The sequence below is a fragment of the Bacillus sp. ISL-39 genome, from assembly GCF_018613295.1.
Taxonomy (GTDB): domain Bacteria; phylum Bacillota; class Bacilli; order Bacillales; family Cytobacillaceae; genus Mesobacillus.
The window spans coordinates 16,322-34,502 of sequence record NZ_JAGGQM010000010.1; the positions used below are offsets into that span (position 1 = coordinate 16,322).

General features: G+C 39.2%; 18 protein-coding genes. 15 read left to right on the forward strand and 3 right to left on the reverse strand.

All coding sequences use genetic code 11. The features are described from left to right. Positions 1 to 34: 34 nt before the first annotated feature. Positions 35 to 820 (reverse strand): GNAT family N-acetyltransferase, encoded by a 786-nt coding sequence (locus J7E37_RS09670; RefSeq protein ID WP_214781475.1) that lies wholly within the window; start codon positions 818 to 820, stop codon positions 35 to 37. Between the two features lie 172 nt (positions 821 to 992). On the opposite strand from J7E37_RS09670, the gene J7E37_RS09675 reads away from it, so the two are divergent. The 10 genes from J7E37_RS09675 (at position 993) to J7E37_RS09715 (ending at position 10,526) form a co-directional block, all read left to right on the forward strand. After that, positions 993 to 1,298 (forward strand): antibiotic biosynthesis monooxygenase family protein, encoded by a 306-nt coding sequence (locus J7E37_RS09675; protein WP_214781477.1) that lies wholly within the window; start codon positions 993 to 995, stop codon positions 1,296 to 1,298. Continuing rightward, a complete protein-coding gene (locus J7E37_RS09680; RefSeq protein WP_214781479.1) occupies positions 1,295 to 1,663 on the forward strand; it encodes a hypothetical protein in 369 nt (122 codons plus the stop codon). Before J7E37_RS09675 ends, J7E37_RS09680 begins: the two co-directional genes overlap by 4 nt. Before the next feature lies 1 nt (position 1,664). After that, positions 1,665 to 2,327, forward strand: a complete 663-nt coding sequence (locus tag J7E37_RS09685; RefSeq protein WP_215023751.1) for a cobalamin B12-binding domain-containing protein — start codon at positions 1,665 to 1,667, stop codon at positions 2,325 to 2,327. Between the two features lie 181 nt (positions 2,328 to 2,508). After that, on the forward strand, positions 2,509 to 3,060 hold the full coding sequence (locus tag J7E37_RS09690) for an STAS domain-containing protein (RefSeq protein ID WP_215023753.1): 552 nt from the start codon (positions 2,509 to 2,511) through the stop codon (positions 3,058 to 3,060). 430 nt (positions 3,061 to 3,490) lie between these two features. Continuing rightward, complete coding sequence (locus J7E37_RS09695; RefSeq protein ID WP_215023755.1) at positions 3,491 to 4,771, forward strand: S8 family peptidase; 1,281 nt, start codon at positions 3,491 to 3,493, stop codon at positions 4,769 to 4,771. Positions 4,772 to 4,951: 180 nt separating this feature from the next. Next, the gene (locus J7E37_RS09700; protein WP_215023757.1) at positions 4,952 to 6,184 is read left to right on the forward strand and encodes a helix-turn-helix domain-containing protein; all 1,233 of its coding nucleotides are present in this window, start codon (positions 4,952 to 4,954) and stop codon (positions 6,182 to 6,184) included. 352 nt (positions 6,185 to 6,536) lie between these two features. After that, positions 6,537 to 6,665, forward strand: coding sequence for a hypothetical protein (locus J7E37_RS22250; protein ID WP_285290315.1), 129 nt, complete (start codon positions 6,537 to 6,539; stop codon positions 6,663 to 6,665). Between the two features lie 113 nt (positions 6,666 to 6,778). Further along, positions 6,779 to 9,064 (forward strand): ATP-dependent DNA helicase, encoded by a 2,286-nt coding sequence (locus J7E37_RS09705; protein WP_215023758.1) that lies wholly within the window; start codon positions 6,779 to 6,781, stop codon positions 9,062 to 9,064. A gap of 312 nt (positions 9,065 to 9,376) precedes the next feature. Next, the gene (locus tag J7E37_RS09710) at positions 9,377 to 9,901 is read left to right on the forward strand and encodes a sigma-70 family RNA polymerase sigma factor (protein WP_251009590.1); all 525 of its coding nucleotides are present in this window, start codon (positions 9,377 to 9,379) and stop codon (positions 9,899 to 9,901) included. Beyond that, positions 9,891 to 10,526, forward strand: coding sequence for a hypothetical protein (locus J7E37_RS09715; protein WP_215023760.1), 636 nt, complete (start codon positions 9,891 to 9,893; stop codon positions 10,524 to 10,526). Before J7E37_RS09710 ends, J7E37_RS09715 begins: the two co-directional genes overlap by 11 nt. Positions 10,527 to 10,553: 27 nt before the next feature. Here J7E37_RS09715 and J7E37_RS09720 read toward each other — a convergent pair whose 3' ends face one another. Beyond that, positions 10,554 to 11,291 (reverse strand): uracil-DNA glycosylase family protein, encoded by a 738-nt coding sequence (locus J7E37_RS09720; protein ID WP_215023762.1) that lies wholly within the window; start codon positions 11,289 to 11,291, stop codon positions 10,554 to 10,556. A 205-nt stretch (positions 11,292 to 11,496) separates the two neighbouring features. On the opposite strand from J7E37_RS09720, the gene J7E37_RS09725 reads away from it, so the two are divergent. The 3 genes from J7E37_RS09725 (at position 11,497) to J7E37_RS22255 (ending at position 12,896) form a co-directional block, all read left to right on the forward strand. Beyond that, positions 11,497 to 12,258 carry a MerR family transcriptional regulator gene (locus tag J7E37_RS09725; RefSeq protein ID WP_215023764.1) on the forward strand — a complete coding sequence of 254 codons (762 nt, stop codon included), beginning with the start codon at positions 11,497 to 11,499 and terminating at the stop codon, positions 12,256 to 12,258. Between the two features lie 177 nt (positions 12,259 to 12,435). Continuing rightward, positions 12,436 to 12,711, forward strand: a complete 276-nt coding sequence (locus J7E37_RS09730) for a YkvA family protein (protein WP_214781493.1) — start codon at positions 12,436 to 12,438, stop codon at positions 12,709 to 12,711. Between the two features lie 2 nt (positions 12,712 to 12,713). After that, positions 12,714 to 12,896 carry an STAS domain-containing protein gene (locus tag J7E37_RS22255; protein WP_215023766.1) on the forward strand — a complete coding sequence of 61 codons (183 nt, stop codon included), beginning with the start codon at positions 12,714 to 12,716 and terminating at the stop codon, positions 12,894 to 12,896. Between the two features lie 64 nt (positions 12,897 to 12,960). Here the strand turns inward: J7E37_RS22255 and J7E37_RS09740 are convergent, their stop codons facing one another. Beyond that, complete coding sequence (locus J7E37_RS09740) at positions 12,961 to 14,703, reverse strand: AAA family ATPase (RefSeq protein WP_215023768.1); 1,743 nt, start codon at positions 14,701 to 14,703, stop codon at positions 12,961 to 12,963. A gap of 324 nt (positions 14,704 to 15,027) precedes the next feature. Here J7E37_RS09740 and J7E37_RS09745 point away from each other — a divergent pair, with 324 nt between their 5' ends. Together J7E37_RS09745 and J7E37_RS09750 are read left to right on the forward strand one after the other, a co-directional pair. Beyond that, a complete protein-coding gene (locus J7E37_RS09745) occupies positions 15,028 to 16,272 on the forward strand; it encodes an MFS transporter (RefSeq protein WP_214781498.1) in 1,245 nt (414 codons plus the stop codon). A gap of 220 nt (positions 16,273 to 16,492) precedes the next feature. Further along, positions 16,493 to 18,163, forward strand: coding sequence for a DUF6044 family protein (locus tag J7E37_RS09750; protein WP_214781499.1), 1,671 nt, complete (start codon positions 16,493 to 16,495; stop codon positions 18,161 to 18,163). Positions 18,164 to 18,181 lie beyond the last annotated feature (18 nt).

Below are 18,181 nucleotides of genomic sequence, written 5' to 3' on the forward strand. Positions count from 1 at the left end.
AAAGCTGGATGGCTTACATCCAGCTTTATTTTTTTTACCGGAACATGGTCCACAACCCGATATCCACGAAGCCCAACCGCTTATATATCCGGCCTGCCTCAGGGTTGTCATAAAAGAGGCATAAAGACTTTCCTTCATCCATGACGTCTTTGAAAAGTTTTTGCATCACAGCGGTTGCAAGTCCCTTTCGGCGATAATCGTTGTGCGTACATACCCCCACGATCATAGCAGACATCGAATTTTCAGCAGCCGTGGAAGCTGAAGCAACCATCTGACCATCCTGCTCAAGGTAATAGGTTCTTCCGGTACCTGTTTCCATAGATTGCCGCAATATTTCACGTGCATTCGGGTTTGGGTGAAATTCTTCAATCCCAGCTCTTAATTCGATTATTCGATCCACATCTTCAGTATTTGCTTGTTTAATTTCAAATTCTGTTTGCTCCAAAAACTTATCAGTATTACATTCGGCGAAATATGTCACTTGCTTTTTGCCAAGATCGATCCCATGTATATTCTCGAATTTTTCAACTAAATCACTTATTCCAGATAAGAAAATTTTATCTGGGTAAGCCTTTATAATCTTGGAAAACTCTTTCACGGGTATTGTGCCGGTTTTAGCATAAGGTATGAAAGAGTTGTGGAACCGAAGCAAAACCGCAGATAAATCGTGATCTTCTCCAAAAAAACCCCACAGCTCCTGGAAATCAGAATCATATCCGAACGCCTCTATATCACCAATTATGAAGAGGTTCAATGCAGCTTCTTCTTTTAAAAACTCCATAACCCTATCGTTATCACTTGCTTTTAATTTTCTAATCATACCATTTTCTCCCTTTCAAAGCTTTTAAGTATAATATTTTAAAAGTTAGAAAAATACAAGTTTTTTTAATAGTGAAGTCCTATTTCTACTGTGAAAGTAGTTAATTTGAATGGATACTCCTAGATATGTATAATTGTACTATGTCTCAAAGGGAAATAGGTGGAAATGGAGTATGTATATCGTTCATTCAACTGTGAACATACCAGAAGGCAAGGTTGATGAAGTGATTGGCATCTATCAAAAAAGATCCAGACTGGTAGATGAGTATGAAGGATTCATTTCCTTTCATTTGCTGCAAAATGAACAAAAACCTTCAGAGTTGACCGTACAAATCTGCTGGGATACAAAGGGAAATTACGTAAAGTACATTACGAGTGACGCATATAAAAAAGTTCATGAACTTGAAAAAAATTATCCAGACCAGGAACTGGCCTCAATTCGCCCAACAGTCGGGCGATACAAGGTGGTGGCTGAATGAATTACGATTTAATTATAGAAGAAGTTACCGATGGGATTTACAGGGATTATCCGATCCTGTTCGAAAAATATGGAGAACGCGGAAGACAAAAGTGCAAAGAGGACAATGAGCATCATATAAAGTATCTCCAAACTGCTGCTAGCATGGATGAGGAAAAATACTTCACTGATTATGCCCATTGGCTAAATGGCATCCTGACCTCAAGAGGGATGAAGACAGAGCATCTTATTGATAATTTTCAAAGATTGATAAGTGCTTTTGAAAAGTCGAATGATGACAAACATAGGAGAGTATTTATCCACATGCTTGAAAGCGCGATTGATTCATTATCAAGTGATGCAAGTAAAAATAGTGAGGTGGGGTGACATGGAAAAGGCTATTGAGCTTGCACAACTGTTACTCGAGAGCCATCAAGATGCCTCCTGGGAATTGTTAGAAGCCGAGATAACAGCATCAAAAGACAGTTTATATATTTATGAAAACATCATTACTGCTGCAATGAGACATATCGGTCACTTGTGGGAGACCAATAAAATCACTGTTGCCGATGAGCATCTGGCAACTTCAACCTGTGATTATTTATTGGCACGATACATTTGGCAAAAGGGAAAAGATCAGCCGATTCCTTCCATTGGGAAAAAAGCGATGTTTCTTTGTGTTGAAAATGAACAGCATTACCTTGGTCTGAAAATGGCTAGCCAGCTGTTCATTGAATATGGTTGGGAAACAAAATACCATGGTCCAAATCTGCAGCTGGAATATATCAAGAAAGCCGCTGAGGAATGGAAGCCAGATGCTATTTGCCTCTCTTTTTCAATTCTTTACCATGCAGAGCACCTTCGCCCTTATATTAAAGAATTGGAAGAGCTTCCAAACCATCCAGCCGTAATTGTAGGTGGGCGACTGTTAAGTCAGTATGAATTTGATCGATATGGTTCGGAAAATACGCTTTTCCTTAAAGACCTGGAAGACGTAAATAATTGGCTTGACCGTCATAGGCATGGAGTTAAATCAAATGCGGGATCTTAAATATTTGCCACAACCATATTTTTTAATAGACCGTGACTATAATGTCCTTGATTTTTCTCAAGCAAGCACAGAAATATTTTATATAAGGAAAAACTTTCTTGACCTTGTGGACAGGGAAAGCCAGGGTAAAACAAAAACCATATTGGGAAATTTGCAAGGCAGGTCAGAAGGTGAATTGATCATGAAAACCAAAGAATCCCCATATGCGCTGTTTGACTTAAGTGTAAATTGGAATGAGGGGCGGGGTCATATCATTTGTATTGAAAAAGACCATCGCCTTATAGAATTAGAAAGTATAGTTGAAAATCACCGTAAACGGCTGGCAGATACAAATCTTGAACTGCTTGAAAAAAAAGAACTGGTGGAAAAAACCCTTTTCGAGATTAAGAGTCTTTCCTGCCCATTCATTAAGTTAACAAAAAACACAGCATTGGTGCCTCTGTTTGGGAACCTGGATAATCAAATGGTCAGCCAAAATGAAAAGAGAGTATTGGAAAAATCACAAGATGGCGGCTATCATGAGATCCTGTTCGATTTTAATGGTGTCGGAAATTTAACAAACGAAGGCGTCGAAGCGTTCGTTGCACTTGTTAAGGAACTACAGTTGATGGGGCTTCAACCATGTATTATCGGGGTAAAGCCGAATCATGCTTTTTACCTTAATAATTCAAAAACTGTCCCAGATGTGCCTTTTTTAAATACTCTCAGCAAAGCATTTAATAAATCTTTTTAGGAAAAACACTTCGATAATAATTATCGGAGTGTTTTTTTTGTTTGGTACTTCAGAGGGATGTGTTTTTTGCCGTGTCTAATGTCTTTTTCCCTAAAATATCTTAGTGAGAGCAATCGGTTTCCCAATATTTCCGAAGGGTGATTTACCATTTTTTTTTATGCCAGCAGTATCTTTCATTAGTATTAGTAAGTGATACATATATGGAAGAAAACAGTCTTAGCGAATTAAAGTTCCAGCAGGGAGATGGTTTTTGAATTGGAAATGGAAATGGTAAACCTATTCCAAGTAAGTGCCAATACAAAGTTTTTATACACCATTTTTCCCAATCCAAATGGCTCGGTTATCTGTTGATATTAGCTGAAAATTTAAAATATACTTATTTTTGCAGCCGGCAAGCTGTAAAACTTTCAAAGGTGAGAGGAGCAAAAGAATGAAGAAGAAGAGAATACTCGGATCCGCAGTACTTAGTTTAGCAATGGGTGTTTCGATGTTTGCGACAGGGGCTTTTGGTGCAGGAGTACAAGAAAGCCAGGATACTTATCGAGTTTTAGTTAAGGGTCCGAGTACAGAACAAGCAAAAGTGAAAGAACAATATGGCAAGCGCTGGGACTTTGGCAATCAAGGATTTACAACAGAAGTAAACAGCAAGCAATATCAGGCTTTATTGAAAAATAAGAATATCGAAGTTTCCCAGGTTGGCACCCATACAATCGACGCCCGGGTAGAAGGGAATGGAAACGGTAAAGGCAAGGGTGATTATACCGCCCAGGCATCTTATCCATCTGACCAGACTCCATGGGGCATTCAAGCAATCTATAATGATAACTATATACAATCGACAAGCGGCGGGAATGGCATCAAGGTAGCCGTCCTTGACACAGGGATCAACCGCAATCACATTGACTTGACTGACAATGTTGAACAATGTAAGGATTTCACCCAGTCGTATTCTTCACTGGTCAATGGATCCTGTACCGACAGACAAGGCCATGGCACACATGTTGCCGGAACAGCTGTTGCCAATGGTGGATACGACGGAGCAGGAGTGTATGGGGTAGCACCGGAAGCAGAACTTTGGGGCTATAAGGTATTAGGCGATAATGGTTCTGGATACTCAGATGATATCGCGGGGGCAATCCGTCATGCTGCGGATGAAGGCGTTCGTACAGGAACCAAAGTTGTCATCTCGATGTCATTAGGTTCTAGCGGCAAGGATTCCATGATTGCAAGTGCTGTTGACTATGCATACAGCAGAGGTGCATTAGTTGTAGCAGCTGCAGGTAACAGTGGACCAAGCGCGAACACGATTGGTTATCCTGGCGCCTTAACAAATGCGATCGCTGTAGCGTCACTGGATAATGCATTCGTAAATGGTACACATAAAGTATCTGACTTTTCTTCTCGTGGAAACCCTTATACGGACGGCGACTACTATATCCAGGAAAAGGACGTTGAAGTAGCTGCACCAGGAGGCGGAATTTATTCAACATCTGTAGATGGAAACTATACGACAATGAGCGGTACATCAATGGCGACGCCACACATCTCGGGCCTAGCGGCTAAACTATGGTCTGCGAATAAGACTTGGAGCAACTCTCAGCTTCGTTCTGAAATTCAAAGACGCGCGAAGCTATATGACATTAAAGGTGGAACAGGGGCAGCTACTGGCGATGACTACGCGTCAGGTTTTGGTTTCCCACGCGTAAGGTAATTCAACCTCACATCCATGCCAGCCATCCGGGTTGATTGATCCGGGTGGCTTTATTTCATTATTTGTTGTACTATATGAAGAAACAATTTATAAAATATAGAATTTTTAAAAAATAGTACTTTTGCACTGTTTAAAAAGTTAAAAAAGATGGTAGATTAAAAGAAAACGGAAGGTGAATGTATGCAGTTTGGACCACTCATTAAATTTTATAGAATTCAGCAAGGTCTAACACAGAAGGAACTGGCAAATGGCATATGTTCAGTTCCCCATTTAAGCAAGATCGAAAGCAATTCAAAGGAAGCCAATGAAGAAACAATGGGCCTCTTGCTAGAAAGACTTGGCGTCAACCTTTCTTCCATTACTGAAAATGAAGATCAAATTAAACAGCTAGTGGCGGAGCTGAATGAGAAAATTGATTATTTTTTGAATGATGAAGCCGATGAAGTGATGGAAAGATTGAAACAATTTGAAGGGATTATCCCTTTTACTACGAATCTACATACATATGAATTAACTAAATTTAGATACTTGATTTTTAAAGGGTTGATTCCAGAGGCACAGATACAATATGAACTCTTGAATAAACAGAAGAAAATATTTTCCCAACCTCAGATGGCTTTATTTTCCTATCTGTATGCTGTATGGTTATTAAAGAAGGGATCATACAAAAGAGCAGATGAACTTTTAGATTCCATTGGCAAGGATTCCAAAATAGAGATTGCTAGCGGAGAAATTCTTTACCACAGAGCAATAGCTAAAACTCTATTAGAAGAACCAGGATATGCAATCCATTTTGGAAAGCTTGCTCTGCAGGAATTTATGCTTGAATATAATTTCAAGAAAATTCTTCACGTTATGATGCTGCTTGGGATCAATTATACTAACACAAAAATTTACGATGAAGCCCAAGAAAATTTCAAACATTTAATTAGGAATGCAGAAATGTTGAATGAAGAGAGCATGTTACCAGAAATATATCATAATATGGGATATTTACAGAAAAAGGTTCATAACTTTAAAGAGGCTTTATACTTCCTCGAAAAAAGCAAATCTCTTCAACCAAAGAATACTTTAAACTATCTAATTACCATTTATACTATTGGAGAAATGAACTTCGAGTTAAAAGAATATGAGAGAGCGAAAGATGCCTTTCAGGAGTCATTCGATTTGTCAAAAGAGCTGGATAACAGGAAATACAGGATACTTTCAAATTACTATATCATGGCTCTCGATTCTCCAGAAAAGTCACTTGCCTACACAGAGAATAAGGTAATACCTTATTTAGAGGAAAGTGATGGAAAGAGTGAAGAATTAATTTGTTTTTACAAAATGCTATCAAACCATTACCGAAATATAGGTAGGTTTGATCAAGCAGTAAAATATATTGAAAAAATTAGCAATGGAGGAATGTAAAATGAAAAAGAAAATGTATGCTCTAATGACAAGCGCAATGGCACTGGGAGTACTTGTGTCCGGCATGCCACCAATCCTGCCGCCATATTAAGCCGCAGAAAAAAAGGCCGATTTTTGGCCTTTTTTTATTTTGACAATATCCTTCTCTGAGTATATCCCAGGCTGTCTTGGCTACTTAGAAACAAATCCCTTTTGTTAAGTCTCTTAATATTTCGATGAGTTTCTCAATCATCTGCAAAACTTGGGAAAATTTTCACGTTGTTAAATTACCCCCAGAACCCTCATATAATAAACGAACTATTTTCACGAAGCCGGACAAAGATTCTGTCCAGCATAAAAGAGGAGGTTCGGTATGGGAACATTTAGCATGGATATTGACGAGCTGTTGGAAGAGACAACGGAAATTGCTGAAACTGATCTGAGTTTTACACTGAACCCAATTGAGATTGACACTTTGCTTGAAATAACTCGCCATTGGTAAGATATTAGTCCGTTCCAGGTTTCACTGGGACGGACTTTTTATATGAATGGATATATTAGAACATATGTACTATAATTAGTTATATTAATTTTTAGATTGGGCCAGGTGAGTGGATGGAAAATGTAATGAAGATATCGGTGAGAACTTTGGCTGAGTATGTATACAAAAGTGGAAGTATCGTATCCGGGTTCCGAACAGCTTCATCTTTTACCGAAGGTTCTCGAATCCATCGTGAAGTCCAGAAAACATATAACGAACAAGATCAAAGTGAAGTTTCTCTAAAGACTGAAATAGAATATGAAAACCTTAATTTTATTATTGAAGGCCGTTGTGACGGGCTTCTTGTAAATGATGGACGTATTACCATAGATGAAATTAAGTCAACCTCTTTAAGCCTTGAAATGATCAATGCAGACAGTAATCTGGCTCACTGGGCCCAAGCAGAATGCTATGCTTACATGTACATGGAGGACCATGAATTGGATTGTATCGATATCCAGCTTACATACGTACAGAAATCCTCCGGTGAAGTGAAAAGATTCATTAAGACTCGGACCTATGATGAAATAAGAGAAGCAATGTTGACCATGGTATCTGCATTTGCTCCTTACGGGAAATGGCGTTTAAAGCATGAACGGAATAGAAATCAGAGTATAAAAGAGTTGGCATTCCCTTTTGCTCAATACCGCCAAGGGCAACGGCAGCTTGCTGGATCGGTATACAAAACCATTCAGGAAAAGAAGACCATTTTCGCAAGTGCTCCTACTGGCATCGGAAAGACCATTTCTACAATTTTCCCGTCTGTTAAAGCAATCGGCGAGGAACACCTGGGAAAGATTTTTTATCTGACTGCCAAGGCAACGACCAGGCAAACAGCGGAGGAAGCTATTAGCCAACTGTTTGCTAATGGCCTTCAAATGAAAGCAGTGACCATAACGGCAAAGGACAAAGTTTGCTTTACTGAGCAGGGGATATGCAATAAGGAGCATTGTGAGTTTGCCGACGGTTACTATGACAAAATCAATGGCGCAATACTCGATATCTTAAAAAATGAAAATTCTTTAAATAGACCATGTATTGAACAATATGCCCTCAAACATAAAATCTGCCCCTTCGAATTTTCTCTGGACCTAGCATACGCGGCTGACACAGTCATTTGTGATTATAATTATATATTTGACCCAAAAGTTTCGTTGAAGCGTTTATTCGATGACCAAAAGAAAGAAACTGTCCTTCTTGTTGATGAGGCTCACAACCTGGTTGACAGAGGAAGGGATATGTTTTCATCCACTTTAGAAAAGACAGCATTTTTGCAGCTTAAAAGGGAATTTAAGGGGAAAAACGAAAACATACATAGGATTTGCAAGCAAATAAATGACTGCTTTATCGAAATAAAAAAGCATGCGGAACCTTCAAAAACAATGGTGTTTAAGGAACCATTAGGGGAATTCAATCAGTTGGTATTGGAATTTATCGACCTTGCAGAAAAGGAGCTTCTTAGCGATCGATCTGAGGATCCTGAGCAGTTGCTTGAGACCTATTTTGCGGCGCAGAATTGGCAAAGAATCAGCAAGCTGTTCGACGACCGATTCATTTTATATGCAGAGGTCCAAAGGAATGAGGTTATAGTAAAGCAATTTTGCCTTGATCCTTCTTATCTAATCAAGCAATCAGGTAAAAGCTTTAAGGCTCGTGTTTTCTTTTCGGCTACTTTGAGTCCTATTGGATATTACCGTGACATGTTAGGTGGAGACGATGATGATTATGTTGTCAGAATTCCTTCTCCATTTTCACAAGAACAAAATCAGGTAATGATCCATCCTTTATCAACAAGATATAAGGATAGAGAAAACTCGATACAACCAATAGTTAAAACATTAATCAAAACCATTCAAAGCAAGCCAGGCAACTACCTAATCTTTTTTCCTTCCTATCTATATCTTAATTCGGTGTTGGAAGACTGGAATCATGGCAATTACGGGGTACCTACTATTGTTCAGGGAACAGGAATGGGAGAGGCCGAACGTGAAGCGTTTCTGGAATCTTTCAAACCAGGCGGATCAGGTTCTCTGGTAGGTTTCGCTGTCCTGGGAGGGATTTTCTCAGAAGGAGTAGATTTAAAGGGTGATCGACTGAATGGTGTATTGGTAGTGGGTGTTGGTCTGCCTCAGATCGGCTTTGAGCGGGATTTGATCAAACAGCATTTTTCCTCCGAAGGGAAAAATGGATTTGATTACGCCTATGTATATCCGGGCATGAACAAAGTGCTTCAGGCTGGCGGCAGATTGATACGGTCAGAAAAAGATACAGGAACGATTATATTGATCGATGATCGGTATTTACAGCATAAATATCAGTCTTTGCTTCCAGATGTATGGAGAAGATATGCGATTTTATAGCGAGACACCCTGTAGTATGGGTGTTTTTTGGTGTTTAACTCTGTTAAAACCCAATAATGTTATTTTAAGCTCCTGTTGATTGTAGTGGAAGGCGCGAAGACTCCTGCGGGATGAGCAAGTCACGGGAGACCCCGCAGGCGCAAAAAGCGCCGAGGAGGCTCCCGGACTGCCCGCGGAAAGCGAAGCGCCTGGAACGAAAATCAACAGCCAAATTTAACAAAGCCGTTTAATTAAATTTTTGTAAAAAATTAAAAGCCAAATAAGTGAATCTTCCGTCTAATGAATAAGAACGGTAACAAGGGGGTGCACCTATTGCTGAAGTTGATAAAAAAAGCACAGAAGGGAAATGACAAAGCATTTCTCGAGCTTTTCCAGCAATATGAGCAAGATCTATACAAGATGGCGTTTATATATGTCAAAAACCAGAATGACGCTTTGGATGTTGTACAGGAAACTGCGTACAAGTCTTTCAAATCCATTAAAGAACTGAAAGAGCCCAAATACTTTAAGTCATGGCTGATCAGAATAGCCATCAGCTGTTCTCTCGACATTCTTAGAAAAAGGAAAAAAGTTGTGCCGCTGAAGCCCGATTTTGATGAATTTATTTCCGGAGCGATTGATGAAGATTTAACATCTGAAATTACTTTAAAAGCATTGATTGAAGAGCTGCGCGAGGAAGAAAAAAGTGTAATACTTCTTCGATTTTATCAAGGCATGACTTTAAAAGAGGTTTCGGAAACATTGAATATACCACTAGGTACAGCAAAGACAATATTGTACCGGGGATTGGGCAAGCTTCGCAAAGATTTGAAGGGAGATGAGGCAAATGAGCAATAAAATCCAAACAGAAATGAATAAAATTGAAATACCGAAAGAATTGAGTGACCGGAGCAGAATTGGGATTGGAAAGGCAAAAACGGAGATAGGAAAAAGCAATAAAAAGAAATTGCTCGCCTTTGCAGCCCCCGGCCTTGCTGCGATCATTGCCTTGGGAATCGCCGGTCCTGGATTGCTTTCTGATCAACCTCCTGAAAATCCCGTGATTCAAACGGTACAAACCAGTCATGCTTTTGATGTGACTGACCCACAAAGGCTTGTTGGATGGGCTGACAATGTGTTTGTTGGAAAAGTCACAAAGATGTCTGGAACTTCTGAAGAAAGAGGAATGCTTGAAACGCAGTTCAAAGTGGAAGTAGCAGAGACCATCAAGGGTGAATTGCAAGGTGAGGTAACGGTCAGCCAGCAAGGTGGTTATGAAGGGAAGAACCTGATTCTGGTGGAAAATGACCAGCTGCTCAAGGAAGGAGAAAGCTACTTATTCATATCCAGGAAGAATGAAGAACATGACTGGCATACCGTAGTTCCGGTTTATGGAGACATTTTAATTAACGGTGAAGCACATCAAGAGGAACTGATAACAAAATACGAAAAGGCGTATCAGGAACAAATTCCATTTGAGTGAGTCTAAAAGACCAAGAGCATTGGTCTTTTATTTTTTTTGGAAAAAATCCTTAATAATAACTTTCATTCTTTCTTTATTCTTCCTGAATTGCTGCAGGCGATGGCCATTCGCTCCTGAAGGATGTGGAAAGCCTAATAAAATGTTCTCTTTTTTAAATATGCCTTCCCGTATATATACGGATAAAACTTCTTCAACTCCTTTTCCAAGAGGGATAATTAATGAATCCCTAAGTTCGGCAGCCTGGGGTTCAAAGTATTCTGCTAAATAACGAGTCAATAAATCATTTTTCAGGATTTTCGGGCTATGTCCACCATAGTTCTTGCCATTGACAAAGACGGCATATGGAATCATAGACGTAGTATGGAGCAAAAAATCCTTATCGCCAAAAAGCTCCTCACAACTTTCCAATTCCAGCCTTATGTTCAAGCCTAAATCGTCTAGCATTTGGGTGATATTTTTGCGAAGTATCCCGAAAAACCGTGCTTCACGCTTACAAATAAAAGGAATGTCATCAACTGAAATGTTGTCCTCCAGACATTTACGGGCAACAGCAATCGATTTATTCATTTGTTGAAATCCTGGTGTAATTCCTATTATAAACACCCTGGCCTTTTTATTGATATATTCGTTATGTGTACAATAGTAAATCTCAATGTTATTTTCCCTGGCCATCAGGAAATCCGATGTTAAAATTTCACCTCGAGAATAACTCTCTTTTAAAGGAAGATCTGCAATTTTATCGATGTACTTCTCCAGTTTGTCCATGCTTATCCCCCATGCCATTAAAAAGTTGCTTAGTTCTGTTATTCCTCTTCAAACATATTCAATTATATAGATAAGGCTTTACTCCGGACAAGCTATTAAAGTGTATGTATTTTTTCTTCAATTAATTTTAAAAAAGCTACTAATAAAAATATTGACCATGACGCTGCGTCATAGTTTAAGATTGGTATGTGGAGGTGATCGAGGAATGTATAAAGTAAAAGAAGTTGCGGAGTTAACAGGCGTGAGCGTACGTACCCTGCATCATTATGATCGTATTGGTTTACTCAAACCAGAAGCATTGACCTATGCCGGGTATCGACTATACTCAGAAGGGAATCTTGAGCGCCTTCAACAAATAATAGTTTTCAAGGAAATGGACTTTTCTCTTCAAGAAATCAAGGAAATTATTGAACGGCCGGAGTTTAACCGCAAAGAAAATTTGAAAAAACATAGAGAATTGCTTTTAGCCAAAAAAAAGCGATTAGAAGAGATGATCCTGACAGTTAAACGGACAATTGATTCAATAGAAGGAGGCTATCAAATGGCAGATAGGGATATGTTCAAAGGATTTAACATGAAGGAAATAGAAGAACACCAGAAGAAATATAGCGAGGAAGCGAAGAAGAAGTATGGTAAAGAGACCGTCGAAAACGTAGAGAAGAGGACTGCTGGATATTCAGCTGAAGACTGGGCAGAAATCCAGAGTAAGACAGATGAAATTTATAAGCAGCTTATTGCCAGAATGGACCAGGGTCCAGAAGCTCAAGAAGTACAGCAGGCTGTAGCAGATTGGCGCCAATTTATCACTGACCATTATTATGATTGCACACTGGATATATATCGCGGGCTGGGGGATTTATATGTGGCTGACCCCCGGTTCACAAAGAATATAGATAAACACCAGCAAGGACTAGCAGCATTCTTTAAAGAAGCGATCCATTTCTATTGCGATCAGCAGGAAAAATAACTTAATGTGGTTTTTATAAAGTTCGGAAAGGAGTCAATTAAGTTTGGCTGTTTTTTTGGTTCCTGATATGAAACATATCTATTCTTGGGACGTATTAATGATAGTCAGATTCACTTGCAATGTTTAAAAATCAATAAAAAGTGTATGTGGATAGTACGAATTGAAAGGAGAACTTTTATGAAAAAGTTTTTTAAAAGAATCAGGCTTGTATTCAAAGTGAAAAGATTCATCCCTTTTTTAATAGAGTTTTTTACTTCGGGGTTAGTTCCTTTAAAGCAAAAATTGATTTCATCAGGTTTGATCATTGGCTATTTTCTTCTGCCATTCGATATCATTCCCGACTTCTTAACCTTCATTGGTGTTGTTGATGACGTAGGTGTGCTGCTTATCATTTTTCAACAGATTATAAAAATGGCTCCGCCTGAGTTAAAGGACAAACATAAACTGGAATAAGTATGCAATTCAGCAAGGGGGATCATCATCATCTCTTTATCGATCTTTCAAGTGTGGCACTGAACGACACTATGGTTGCCCATCAAATATTCCAACTTTTAAAATCATTTAAATTAATCGGAGGAAAAACAATTCTTTTCGGAATCAGATTAGAATCGCCAAGATTATTCAATCCTACTTTGTAGTCAATAGCAACAAAGCATGAGAAAAGAACCAAAATAAAAGGCTTTCCGCGGAAAGCCTTTTTTGTTATGCCATTACATATTGATCTTGACGAAACCCGGTCTTATCCTGGACAATATCATCTACTTCTGAGCCTTCAAGTGTTTCTTTCTTTAGTAATTCTTCTACTAGTACATCAAATTGATGTCTGTGAGCATTTATGATTATTTCGGATTTTTCTAGAGCGTCATCGAAAAGCTCTTGCATCTTTGTTTCTTTTAAGCCTTTGCTGAATGTTAGTGTGAAACCTTCCTGCAGTAAGCCAGTGTCGACCATTTGCTCTATAATCTGTTTAGCCTGCTGGACATCACCGCTTACTCCGATACTGTGTTCACCGAGAATCATTCTTTCGGCTACACCACCGGCAAGAATCATGGCGATACGGTCGATTAAGTCACTATGTGTCGACAAGTGAAGTTCTTTCGGAATCGGTGCCACATATCCCAGTGCCTGACCCCTAGGGATGATCGTTGCTTTTCGGACAGACCCAGGTTTTGTGACGGCAGATACTAGTGCATGCCCCGCCTCGTGGATGGCAACCCTGCGCTTTGTATCTGCATCCTGAAGGGTACGGGAAGTACTTCCAAGGATTGTCCGATCAAGAGAGTAATCTATATCACTCTTTGAAATGAAGTCCTGGCCGTTCCTTAATGCTCGTCTGCTTGCAGTTTCAAACAACGAATGCAGCTCGGCGCCTGAGAACCCAGAAGTACTTTCAGCCAGGTCATCCAGTGATGCTGCAACATCATCAGCAAGGTTTTTTCCTTTAATGTGAATATTAATGATTTCCCTTCTCCCTTTTGTATCAGGAAGAGGTACATTGAATGAGAAATCGATACGGCCAGGGCGAAGGAATGCATCATCTAGCATGTCCTTTCTGTTTGTAGCTGCAATAAAAAGAATTCCATCGTTAGAATGTCCGCCGTCAAGCTGGACAAGAAGTTCTGTCAATGTCTTCTCACCTTCTTCACCGCCATGAGGCTTACGCTTTCCTGCAAGAGCGTCGACTTCATCGATGAAAATGACTGCAGGCCCTTGCTTGCGTGCACTTTGGAATAAGCTTCGGACACGTGAAGCACCTACACCAATGAACATTTCATTAAATGCAGATCCGCTGGCTGAAAAAAAGTTGGCATTCAATTCACGAGCAATAGCCTGAGCAAGCAAGGTTTTACCTGTACCTGGAGGTCCATACAACAATATGCCCTTAGGCGGCTTAATGCCCATCTTTGCAGACTTTTCAGGGTTTTTCAAGATTGATAGAGTCTGGAAGATTTCCTCCTTCATTTCTTCCTGCAATCCACCAACATCTTCTAAAGTAATGGAAGGCAGAGGGTTAGGCTTTGATAAACTATTCTTCATTCTATTGCCAGTACCAATACCCCCGGTTTTCTTTTGGATTACAAACGCAGTACCCAGCAGAAGCAATAGCACACCACCGAGGATCCAGGCACCATATTTGCTGTTATTCATATAATCATAATTTATATTATTTTTTTCTATTAATTTATCGACCATCTGGCTGCCGGGAGGAACTTGGGAAACAAATGTTGAATCTTTAGTTTTAAGTACTAGAGTTCCATCCATTTTTTCAGTAAGAGTTGCTTCGCTGCCATTAAGGCCTTCTATAGTCTTGACAAGAGAAGAAAAAGGGATAGATACTTTATCATCAGTATTTTGAACGACAAATGTCACTGCAATCGTAACTATAACCATAAACACCGCGAAAAGCGGAAGGATCTTAGAAACAAACTTCGGATTAGAATTCATGGTTTCAGCTCCTTATCAATTCTAATTATCATTATAAGGAATATACCTATGTTAGTAATGGGTAAATTGTATGACTAGCACTGGTAAATAAATGAAATCAATAGGCTTGATGTTTAAAGTACTTATGACTCCGGGTATAGAGCCTGTTTTCGGAAGTTATGTTGGGAAAATTTATGTGGACAAATTGTGACAATTCTTTATTTTAGTAAAAAAATGGAATTTAATTAAATAGCTTCTTGAAACTTTTGGAAGTTGAAGATAGGATGGAAAGAGAAATAGAGAAGAGTTTTTTACATTTATATTCTGTACTCGGGAGGGGTCAGTTTGAAAGGCTGGAAGAATCCCATACTCTTAGTTCTGGGAATTGGAGTTTCAAACATAGGTAACTGGATTTATTTTGTAGCTATAAATTTATTAGTGTTAAAATTAACAGGCTCTGCGGCTGCGATAGCAGGATTATTCATAATCAGGCCCTTAGCCATCCTTTTAACTAATACTTGGGCAGGCAGCGTCATTGATCGGGTCAATAAGCGAAGGTTAATGATATTCATTGATATCCTTCGAGGGTTTTTAATTGCAATCATCCCATTATTTACTTCGCTTGTTCCAATTTATCTTATTATGTTTTTAACGAATATAGCGGGTGCATTTTTTGGGCCCACTTCAGAAACTTACATAACCAAGCTTGTACCACCCGAAAAGAGAAAACGTTTTAATTCGATTTTTTCCTTTGCAACATCTGGTGCCATGCTGATAGGACCGAGTGTGTCAGGGCTGTTGATTATGTATGGAAGCATAAATACAAGTATATATATTAATGCTCTAACTTTCTTTCTATGCGCCTTGGCAATATACTTCCTTCCGGATGTTGATGAAAAGCTAAGCAATGAAACGGTTAGGGATCGGATTACGCTGAACATGATCGCTGCTGATTGGAAAGCTGTCATCAGTTTCGGTAAAACTGCAGCAGGATTTATAATGGTTTTCCTTATTTTCCAGTTCATTACTTTAATTTCATTTGCCCTCGATTCACAGGAGGTAACCTTCATACAGCAGGTTGTCGGCTTATCTGAAGAGAATTATGGATTATTGGTCAGCCTCACAGGAGCTGGGTATGTGGCTGGTTCATTTGTAGTGTCAGCGCTGGCAAATCGTCTTTCAATAAAACTGCTGTTAGGAATGGGTTCTTTTTTGTCGGTAACTGGGTACTTAATGTTCTATCTTGCATCTTCAGACACGGTACCACTAGCTGTGGCTGGCTTTATCATTATTGGGTTCTTTTCACCATTTTCTTTTACTGGTTACGCAACTTTTTTCCAAAACAATGTACCAGTTGACTTGATGGGCAGGTTTAGCAGTTCGTTTGCCTTCTTTCAGGCAATGGTTCAAATCGTGTTAACATTATTATTAGGTTATTTAGCAGAAGTAATAAAACTGCAAACAGTCACCGTCGCATTCTCTGCACTGGGACTGCTGCTGGCTGCAGCATTGACATCGATCATATTTTTGCAGTCAAAGAAAGACCTTTTCATTCTTGAGGCAGAGAGCAATTTAACAGAAGAGGGATAATCGAGCTGTACTGGTTAATATTACACCAGTACAGCTTTTTTATTGCGAGCTATATGGCTTGGAATTCAGCAATATCTGGGCCCCTTCATACATAAAACCCTTTCATTAGCGGAAATACTTATGATTAAGAAAAGGGAAGCAACAAAAGATACAGAGAATAGTTTCAAGAAATGTGCAAACCTTAATAGAAGCAACTATGGAACTTGAGGTGTAATGTGATTTGTATTACTTACAGGATAAAGAGCGAAAACTTATCATATTTTCTCTCATTGTGATTTCACTCTTCCTATCCCCCTATTTTATTTTAGGAGACGACGCTCACATCCGGGTCCATGACAATCTTGACTCGAATTTGGCATGGTATAAGGTGCTTGCTGAGAGTGGCCAGATTGCCGGTTCGATAGAGGCCAGGATTCCTCAAATCATCAATGGACTGCCTAGGAATGCACTTGGAACTGAGTATAGCCTGATTGTATGGCTGTATGTGTGGTTCCCGACCATGATTGCATATGGAATAAGTCAGGCGATCACCAGGTTTATAGCCTTCCTCGGTATGTATTTGGTTTTGAAGGACCACTTTATTAAGGGAGACGATCAAAGCCTGATTCGTGTCGGGACGGCTTTGGCTTTTGCGCTTACCCCTTTTTGGCCGTCAGGGATGCTTAGTACATTGGGTATGCCCTTGGCACTGTGGGCTTTTTTGCATATCAGAAAGATGAGAGGTGCCTGGTCGCATTATCTTGCGCTTACACTTTTGCCATTTTACTCAAGTATCGTTTTGGGTTTTTTCTTTTTCCTCAGTGCAATGGGTTTACTTTGGCTTAGTGATGTAATTCGCAGTAAGGGCTGGAATTGGAGATTCTTTTTTTCAATAGCTTATATGACTGCTGTTTTCTTAATCACTGATTACAGACTGGTATATTCCTTTTTATTTGATGGGGAACCGAATAGCAGAGATGAATACTTTCATGCCCGTCTTACTTTCTGGCATTCCGTCAGGCTTACGTTCAAAAATTTCATTCTAGGACATCATCATGTCATGACTGTACATACGATTATTATATTGCCAGTTATAATCGCAGCGATATTTTTGATTTGGAAACATAGGAAGTGGGGGAAAGAGCGCAGTTTTGTTTTCTTATTTGTGCTGAATTTCGTCTTATCTGCCTGGTATGCTTTTTGGTTTTATAAAGGGTGGCTCCCATTAACGGAAAGGTTCCACTTTCTTGATACATTTAATTTTGCCAGGTATCACTTCTTGCGTCCATTAATCCTGTACATCCTATTTGCCACCGGTTTGAAAATTCTCTGGAAGGAAAAGATAATGCGGAAATCAATCCCCTGGTTGATGGCTGCTCAAATATTCTTGCTCCTGTTAACAAATGAAGAGATTGTTTTCCAAAAAAAACCGAGTGTAAGAGAATTTTATGCAGAAGAACAATTTGAGGCCATCAAAAATCACATTGGAAAACCCCAAGATAGCTATCGTGTTGCCAGTATAGGCTTGCATCCAGCAATCGCTCAGTATAATGGATTTTACACGCTGGACACCTACAATAATTTTTATCCTCTAAGTTATAAATATCAGTTCAGGAAGATTATCGAAAATGAGCTTGAAAAAAATAAGCGGATCCGAGTTTATTTTGATGAGTGGGGCGGACGTTGTTATCTTTTTACCGATGAATTGGGAAAGCATTATATGTTTAAAAAAAACTCAAAGAGAAGAATCGAAAATATAGATGTGAACATAGAGCAGTTTAAGGAAATGGGCGGGGAATTTATCTTCTCTTCAGTCCCAATCGATAATGCATCAGAAAATAATCTGAAGCTTGATAAAATCTTTAATTCAAAGGAAAGTGCCTGGAAAATTTACCTCTATGAAGCTTTATAACACCAAGGAGGCTTATAA